The sequence below is a fragment of the Lysobacter enzymogenes genome (genome assembly GCF_900106525.1).
GTDB lineage: Bacteria > Pseudomonadota > Gammaproteobacteria > Xanthomonadales > Xanthomonadaceae > Lysobacter > Lysobacter enzymogenes.
Genome location: NZ_FNOG01000003.1, coordinates 151,271 through 159,725, shown reverse-complemented (window position 1 = coordinate 159,725; position 8,455 = coordinate 151,271). Strand labels below are relative to the sequence as shown.

Genomic DNA, 8,455 nt, shown 5'->3' with positions numbered 1-8,455 from the left:
CAGAGACTTCAGAGTCATGCCTCGATGGAGCCCTGGATGCCCGCCTTCGCGGGCATGACGATAGGTAGGTGTCGCGGCAAGTAGGTTCCGCCGCACCTCTCCACGTCGTCATCCCCGCGTAGGCGGGGATCCAGAGACTTCAGCGTCATCCGACCAGAAGGCTCACCCCGCCCGACAATCGCCTGCCCCGCCCCACTCAACTCAACAACGAATACGGCCCACCCTTCTCCAGCGCCCGCTGGTACGCCGGCCGCGCGCGGATGCGCTCGACGAAGGCCTGCATGCGCGGCCGCTCGCCGCTGGCGCGCGCGGTCGCGGCCTCGACCGGGAAGCTCATCTGGATGTCGGCCGCAGTGAAGCGATCGCCGGCGAACCACTCGCGCTGGCCCAGCTCGCTTTCGATATAGCCCAGATGCAGCGCCAGCTGCGGCCCGACGAAGGCGCGCATGGCCTTGTCGGCGATCCCGCGCGCCACCGGCTTGGCGAAGAACGGCATCGGCGCCGAGCGGATCCGCGCGAACACCAGGCTCAGCAGCAGCGGCGGCATCGCCGAGCCCTCGGCGTAATGCATCCAGTAGCGGTAACGGCGGCGCTCCTCGCCGTCCAGCGGCTGCGGCGCCGGCGAAACCGTGTGGCCGCTGTCGTAGCGCTCGCACAAGGTCTCGATGATCGCCGCCGACTCGGCCAGCACCTGACCGTCCAGCTCCACCACCGGCGACTTGCCCAGGGGATGGATCGCGCGCAGCTCCGGCGGCGCCAGCATCGTCTTGGGATCGCGCTGGTAGCGGATCACCTCGTAAGGCAGTTCCAGCTCCTCCAGCAGCCACAGCACGCGCTGGGAGCGGGAATTGTTGAGGTGGTGGACCTTGATCATGGCCGGCGATGTCGGTGGGGGCGATACCGCATGGTAACGGGCGCGGACGCCGCCGCCATGACGCCGGCGCGCCGCGGCCGCACAATGTCGCCATGACCGATACCCCCGCCGAACCGCAGATCTGGGTCGACGCCGACGCCTGCCCCGTCGTGATCAAGGACATCCTGTTCCGCGCCGCCGAGCGCGCGCGGATTCCGCTGACCCTGGTCGCCAACCAGTGGATACGCACGCCACCGTCGCGCTGGATCCGCGCGATCCAGGTGCCGGCGGGGCTGGACGTGGCCGACGACGCGATCGTGCAGCGGTTGGCCGCGGGCGATCTGGTGGTGACCCAGGACATTCCGCTGGCCTCGCTGGCGCTGGCCAAGGGCGCGGTCGCGCTCAATCCGCGCGGCGATCTGTACACCCGCGACAACATCGCCGAGCGCTTGTCGATCCGCAATTTCATGGACGAGCTGCGCGGCGCCGGGGTCCAGACCGGCGGCCCGCCGGCGCTGCACGCGCGCGACCGGCAGGCGTTCGCGGCGCAGCTGGACCGATGGCTGGCGCGGCGGCCGCGTCCGGCGTCGTCGCCGGATCCGGCCGATAAGTCCTAGCGAAGCGGCGGCGCCCGCGGCGAAGTTTCGCGCGAAGCGCCCGCACCGCGCGCCGTCCGCCGGCTTCGTCGCAGGCCGCTTCGACAGCGGCCGCCCACGCACATACCCGTTACGAAGCGAACCCTCCCCCCGCCTCAGCCCTTGCGCGCCGCCACCAGCCGCGCGCTAGCCGCCACCGCCACCAAGCCCGCGCCCAACACACCGAACGCCACCGGCAGGCTGCTGATCTTGGCGATCCAGCCGATCCCGGCCGGACCGATCAGGATGCCGGCGTAACCGAGCGTGCTCACCGCCGAAATCGCCGCGCCCGCCGGCATGACCTTCTGGCTGCCGGCGGCGGTGAACAGGATCGGCACGATGTTGGAGCAGCCCAGGCCGATCAAGGCGAAGCCGAGCAAGGTGGTGCCGACCCAAGGCAAGGCCGCGGCGAGCGCGAAACCGGCCGCCGCGCAGGCGCCGCCCAGCGCCAGCACCGGGCGCGGGCCGAAGCGCTGCACGATGCGGTCGCCGTTGAAGCGGCCGACGGTCATCGCCAGCGCGAACACCGCATAGCCCAGGCCGCCGGCGCTGGCCTCGACGCCGCGCTGCGAGACCAGCAGCAGCGCGCTCCAGTCCAGCATCGCGCCTTCGGCCAGGAACACCATGAAACACAGCGCGCCGACCAGGATCACGATGCCGTGCGGCAACACGAACATCGAACCGCCGTGGCCGTCGTCGCCGTAGCGCAGCAGGCCGCGGCTGCCGGCCAGCATCAGCAGCGCCAGCAGCACCGCCGCGCTCAATGCGGCGACCAGCGGCGTCGCCTGCAGCCACAGCAAGGCGCTGGCCAGGGCCGCGCCGGCGATGCCGCCGACGCTGAAAAAGCCGTGAAAACCGGACATCAGCGCGCGCCCGCTGGCTTTCTCGACGATCACCGCCTGGATGTTGATCGCCACATCGACCGCGCCGATCGCCGCGCCGAACGCGAACAGCGCCAGCGCCATGCCGGGCACGGTGTCCAGGTGCGCGAGCAGCGGCAGGGTCGCGGCGACCGCGGCGCTGGCCAGCAGGATCACCTTGCGGCAGCCGATGCGCGCAGTCAGCGCACCGGTCAGCGGCATCGTGGTCATCGAGCCGGCGCCCAGCGCCAGCAACAAGAGCCCGAGCGTGCCCTCGTCGACGCCGGTGCGGGCCTTCGCGTAAGGCACCAGCGGCGCCCACGCGGCCATCGCCAGGCCGGCGATGAAGAAGGCGATGCGGGTCGACAGGCGTTCCAGCGCGCCGATGGGTTCGGCGCGGGCGGCGGCGGGTTGCGGATCGCTCATTGAGGTCTCTTCGGGGGTCGAAATTCGGGGTGGGTTTGCGGCGAGCGGGAAAAAGCGTCGGGCCTGAAGGCCCTCCCACAACAGCGAAAGCGTCGGGACTGAAGCCCGCCTGCCACAGCGAAAACGCTGGGCTTGAAGGCCTTCCTGCAACAGCGAGAACGCCGGGACTGCAGGCCCTGCTGCAACAGCGAAAGCGTCGGGACTGAAGTCCCTCCCACGGTGGAGGGGTGCAGCCGAAGCTGCCGTGGGAGGAACTTCAGTCCCGACGCTTTGCGCTGCGCTGCGGCCGGCAACGCCGACGCCGCAACGCCCGCGGGCTTACCGCATCGGCTCCGCGCGCAGCACCCGCGCGCCCTTGGCCGCGAACGCGCGCGCCTGCGCGGGGTCGCCGCCGTGTTCGATCACCAGCGCCGACACCGCCTCGGCCGCCAGCACCGTGTACGGCGCGGCGGTGCCGAACTTATCGTCGGTGACCACCACCGCCACCGCGCGCGCGGCGGCGGCGGCGGCCTGCTTGAACTGAGCGTCCTCGTAGTCGCGCGCGCTGATCCCGGCCTCGTGGTCGGCGCCGCACACGCCGAGGAAGTACCAGTCGCTGCGGATCGCCTCGACCTCGCGCAGCGCGCCGGCGCCGAGCGCGGCGCCGATGCGCGGCTCGATCCGGCCGCCGATCGCGATCAGCTCCAGGTCTTCGCGCGGCGCCAGCAGCGCGGCGATGGCCGGCGCGTTGGTCGCCACGGTCAGGCCGTAGTCGGCCGGCAGCGCCTGGGCGATGGCGATGTTGGTCGAGCCGGCATCGAGGAACAGCACCTGGCCGCGCTCGATCAGCGCGACCGCGGCGTGCGCCAGCGCCGCCTTGCGGCCCGGCGCCTGGGTCTGGCGCTGGGCCAGGGTGCCGCGGTCCGGCGCCAGCGGCAGCGCGCCGCCGTAGACCCGCCGGCACTGCCCGGACGCGGCCATCTCGCGCAGGTCGCGGCGGATGGTGTCGTGCGAGACCTCCAGTTCGCGCGCCAGATCGACCGCAATGACCCGGCCCTGGGCCAGCAGGCGCTCCAGGATCAGGCGGTGGCGTTGCTGCGGCAGCAGTTCCTCGAGGGACATCGGGGCTCCGGATCGTTCACGATTCGACTCAATCGTGCACAAACGTGCAAACGCGTGCAAGCCCCGACCGACGACCGGGCGCCATCGGGCCGATCCGGCACAGTCGCGCCGCCACCCGAACTGGCCCGGCAGAGCCCTTGTCCGCGCCCGCCCCGCGCAGCGCGTCGCACGCATCCGCGCACTTTCCCGCCAGCGCCCGCTCCAACACGCCGCCGCGCAGCCCCCGCAAGCCCGCCACAGCAGCCTCGCCGTGCCGTCGTGCGCATCCGAGCCGTAGCTCCACCCGCATCGGAGTAAACTGGTCGGTCATCCGACCGGCACTGCCGGCGCTGCTAGAGCCTCGACATGAGCGCCGACACCCCCACCGACGCCCCCTCCCCCAAGTTCACCGACCTCGCCCTGTCCGAGCCGCTGCTGCGCGCGCTGGCCGACGTCGGCTACGAATCGCCCTCGCCGATCCAGGCCGCCACCATCCCGCCGCTGCTGCAAGGCCGCGACGTGCTCGGCCAGGCCCAGACCGGCACCGGCAAGACCGCCGCGTTCGCGCTGCCGATCCTGGCCAACATCGACCCGGCCCAGGCCCGGCCGCAGGCGCTGGTGCTGGCGCCCACGCGCGAACTGGCGATCCAGGTCGCCGAGGCGTTCCAGAAGTACGCCACCCACCTGCCCGGCTTCCACGTGCTGCCGATCTACGGCGGCCAGAGCTATTACCCGCAGCTGCAGGCGCTCAAGCGCGGCGTGCAGGTCGTGGTCGGCACGCCCGGCCGCGTCATCGACCATCTCGAGCGCGGCTCGCTCGACCTGTCGCAGCTGCGCTGCCTGGTGCTCGACGAAGCCGACGAAATGCTGCGCATGGGCTTCATCGACGACGTCGAGAACGTCCTCAAGAAGACCCCGGAATCGCGCCAGGTGGCGCTGTTCTCGGCGACCATGCCGACCCAGATCAAGCGCATCGCCCAGACCTATCTGAAGGATCCGGTCGAGATCGCGATCAAGTCGACCACCACCACCTCGGCCAACATCCGCCAGCGCTACTGGTCGGTCAGCGGCGTGCACAAGCTCGACGCGCTGACCCGCATCCTGGAGGCCGAAACCTTCGATGCGATGATCGTGTTCTCGCGCACCAAGCTGGGCACCGAGGAACTGGCCGAGAAGCTGATGGCGCGCGGCATTTCGGCCGCGGCGATCAACGGCGACGTGCAGCAGCAGCAGCGCGAGAAGACCATCCAGAATCTCAAGGACGGCAAGATCGACGTGCTGGTCGCCACCGACGTGGCCGCGCGCGGCCTCGACGTGGACCGCATCAGCCACGTGCTGAACTACGACATCCCCTACGACACCGAGAGCTACGTCCACCGCATCGGCCGCACCGGCCGCGCCGGGCGCAAGGGCGAGGCGATCTTGTTCGTGACCCCGCGCGAGCGCGGCATGCTGCGCGCGATCGAGCGCGCCACCCGCCAGCCGATCGAGCCGATGGAGCTGCCGAGCGTGGAGACGGTCAACGAGCAGCGCGTTTCGCGCTTCCTCGGCCGCATCAGCGAGGCGCTGGAAAGCGACGATCTGGGCCTGTTCCGCGACCTGGTCGAGCGCTACGAGCGCGAAAAGAACGTGCCGGCGGTGGAGATCGCCGCGGCGCTGGCCAAGCTGGTGCAGGGCGAAAACCCGCTGCTGCTGACTCCGCCGCCGGCGGCACCCAAGTACGCCCGCGAAGAGCGCGACGGCCCGCGCGAGCACCGCGGCCAGGCCACGCGCAAGTTCATCGAGCGCGACAACGCGTCCAACTCGGGCGCGCATCGTCGCGACGACAACCGCCGCGAAGCGCCGCGCTTCGAGCCGCGGCCGCCGCGCGAAGAGCGTCCGGCGAACCGCCACGAGGATCGCCAGTACACTCCGCCGGGCGCGGCGCGTCCGCCGGTCAACCGCGCCGAGTCGTTCTTCGACGACGACGCACCGGCGCCGCGCGCCCCGCGCAGCGAACGCGCGCCGGCGCGCGAGGGCGACGTGGGCATGGAGACCTTCCGCATCGAAGTCGGCCACAGCCACGGCGTGCAGCCGGGCAACATCGTCGGCGCCATCGCCAACGAGGCCGATCTGGAAAGCCGCTACATCGGCCGCATCGACATCCGCGACGAGTACACCCTGGTCGACCTGCCCGAGGGCATGCCGCGCGAGCTGATGGAGCATCTGAAGAAGGTGCGCGTGGCCGGCCAGCCGCTGCGCATCCAGCGCGCCGGGCCGGGCGATGCCGAAGGCGGGCGTGGCGGCCGCGGGGCCGGCCGTCCTCCGAGCGGTCCGCGCGGGCCCAAGCCGCACGGCGGCGGTCCGCGCAAGCCGTTCAAGCCGCGCGGGCCGCGCTGAGGTTTGCCCTCACCCCAACCCCTCTCCCGCACGCGGGAGAGGGACTTAGAGCCGCAGCGTCGCTCGCTATTCCTTCTCCCGCTCGCGGGAGAAGGTGGTCCGAAGGACCGGATGAGGGCGCCCGCCCGCGCAACACCCGGCCAGTCCGTTACCCGGCCCGAACGCACCGCGTTCGGGCGTTCGACGCCGCGCGAGCCGACGGCTCGATGAGCCCCTCGCACAAAAACCAGAAAGTCATAAGCCGCAACGCCCCACAGCGCCGCGCGCTTTGGCATAGTCGCAGGCGTAAGCCGCCGCTACGCCGCTCATGTCCCGCATCCTGGTCTTCCAACACGTCGCCGCCGAACCGCTCGGCACCCTCGATCCGCTGATCCGCCGCCGCGGCCATCGCATCCGTTTCGTCAATTTCGACCGCGACCCCGGCGCCGAGCCCAATGTCGAGCGCTATCGCGGCCTGGTCGTGCTCGGCGGCCCGATGAACGTCGAAGACCGCGCCGAACGCGCGCACCTGAGCACCGAACTGCGCGCGATCGAGGCCATGCTCGAACAAGGCAAGCCGGTGCTCGGCATCTGTCTGGGCGCGCAGTTGCTCGCGCACGTGCTCGGCGCGCCGGTGCGCAAGCACCACGTGCCCGAGATCGGCTGGTATCCGCTGCACAGCACCGACGCCGGCCGCGACGACCCGGTGCTGGCGCCGCTGGCCGGCGCCGCGCCGGTGTTCCAGTGGCACCGCTACAGCTTCGAGATCCCGCACGGCGCCCATCACCTGGCCCGCACCGACACCTGCGAGCAGCAGGCCTTCCGCTGGGGCGACAACGCCTACGGCTTCCAGTTCCACCTGGAAATGGACGTGCCGCTGATCGAACGCTGGCTGGCCAATCCCGTCTACCGCGCGGAACTGGCCGAACTGGGCCACGGCACCAGCGAGGAGGCCATCCGCGCGCTGACCGCGCAGCACATCGCCGGCATGCAGCGGCGCGCCGACGCGGTGTTCAACAACTTCCTCGATCTGATCGGGCGGCCGCAGCGGCGCTATACGCTGCCTTCGCGCGAGTGGGTGTGAGGGGGTTGCGGGTGGTCGCGGTGGCGCGGTTCTGGTCGAAGGTTTCGTCGTAGTCGCGGTGTCGCGGTCGCGGCTTGCGCCGCTCCTACAGTCGCAAACGAAACCGGCCGAAGCCCCTGTAGGAGCGGCGCAAGCCGCGACCGCGAACCCGCAACCACGCCGAAACCGGCAACGCGCCCGCGAACCCGCCCAGGCCGCCGCTACAACGCCAGCCCGCTCTCGAACCAACGCTCGCGCCCATCCAGCGGATCGACGAAGCGCAGCGACTGCGCCAGCAACTTCAGCGGCTGCGCGAAGTCCTCTTCCGCCTGCGGCTGCAACGGATAAAAACGATCGCCCAGGATCGGCGCGCCGAGCGCGGCCATGTGCACGCGCAGTTGGTGTTTGCGGCCGGTGATCGGCTGCAACGCGTAAGTCCAAACCTCTTCCTGGCGCGCGACGACCTCGATGTTGGTCTCGCTGTTGGCCTCGCCCGCGACCTCGCGCATCAGGAAGAACGGCTCGCCGGCTTCGATGCGCGAACGCCTTACCTGCGGAAACGCCAACGCGGGCAGCGGCGGCGCCAGCGCCAGATAGCGCTTGCCGATGCGGCGCTCGCGGAACAGCGCCTGGTAGGCGCCGCGGCTGGCGCGCTCGCGCGAGAACAGCACCAGCCCGGCGGTGGCCGCGTCCAGGCGATGCAGCGGCGCCAGCGCCGGCTCGCCGAAACGGCGCTGCAGCCGTCCCAGCAAGGTCTCGGCGACGAAGCGGCCGGCCGGCGCGACGGGGAGGAAATGCGGTTTATCGACCACCAGCAGGCGCTCGTCGGCATGGACGATGCGCTCGGCGAACGGGATCTGCGGCTCGCGCTCGACTTCGCGGAAATACAGGATCTCCAGCCCGGCCCGGTACGGCGCATCGGCGCGCAGCGGTTGCGCGTCGCGCGCATCGAGCACGCGGCCGCGCTCGAAGCGCTCGCGCCAGCGCTCGCGGCCGATCGCCGGAAAGCGCGCGCACACGCCATCGAGCAGGCTCGTCCACGGCCCGGGCGGCAATTGCAGGCGGCTGGGCGGGACAGCATCGATCGGCGTGCGCGCGGACGGGTCCGCCGCGTCGAACGGACCTCGGTCGAACCTCGCATCCGGCGGAAGAATCGGCATGCGACCATCATCGCTCAGTT

7 protein-coding genes are annotated in these 8,455 nt (G+C 71.3%); 3 read left to right on the top strand and 4 right to left on the bottom strand.

From position 1 onward, the window contains the following. Positions 1 to 196: 196 nt before the first annotated feature. On the bottom strand, positions 197 to 874 hold the full coding sequence (locus BLU84_RS08370) for a glutathione S-transferase (protein ID WP_074865150.1): 678 nt from the start codon (positions 872 to 874) through the stop codon (positions 197 to 199). Positions 875 to 966: 92 nt separating this feature from the next. Here BLU84_RS08370 and BLU84_RS08365 point away from each other — a divergent pair, with 92 nt between their 5' ends. Then, on the top strand, positions 967 to 1,470 hold the full coding sequence (locus BLU84_RS08365) for a YaiI/YqxD family protein (protein WP_074865147.1): 504 nt from the start codon (positions 967 to 969) through the stop codon (positions 1,468 to 1,470). Between the two features lie 134 nt (positions 1,471 to 1,604). On the opposite strand, the gene BLU84_RS08360 is transcribed toward BLU84_RS08365, so the two are convergent. Further along, a complete protein-coding gene (locus tag BLU84_RS08360; protein ID WP_074865144.1) occupies positions 1,605 to 2,774 on the bottom strand; it encodes an MFS transporter in 1,170 nt (389 codons plus the stop codon). A gap of 318 nt (positions 2,775 to 3,092) precedes the next feature. Next, positions 3,093 to 3,875 carry a DeoR/GlpR family DNA-binding transcription regulator gene (locus tag BLU84_RS08355; protein ID WP_074865141.1) on the bottom strand — a complete coding sequence of 261 codons (783 nt, stop codon included), beginning with the start codon at positions 3,873 to 3,875 and terminating at the stop codon, positions 3,093 to 3,095. 345 nt (positions 3,876 to 4,220) lie between these two features. Between BLU84_RS08355 and BLU84_RS08350 the strand changes: the two genes are divergently transcribed. Then, positions 4,221 to 6,233, top strand: a complete 2,013-nt coding sequence (locus tag BLU84_RS08350; protein ID WP_074865138.1) for a DEAD/DEAH box helicase — start codon at positions 4,221 to 4,223, stop codon at positions 6,231 to 6,233. A 307-nt stretch (positions 6,234 to 6,540) separates the two neighbouring features. Then, positions 6,541 to 7,296, top strand: coding sequence for a type 1 glutamine amidotransferase (locus BLU84_RS08345; protein WP_074865135.1), 756 nt, complete (start codon positions 6,541 to 6,543; stop codon positions 7,294 to 7,296). Positions 7,297 to 7,496: 200 nt separating this feature from the next. Here the strand turns inward: BLU84_RS08345 and BLU84_RS08340 are convergent, their stop codons facing one another. Beyond that, a complete protein-coding gene (locus BLU84_RS08340; protein WP_083382435.1) occupies positions 7,497 to 8,435 on the bottom strand; it encodes a pseudouridine synthase in 939 nt (312 codons plus the stop codon). Positions 8,436 to 8,455: the final 20 nt, after the last annotated feature.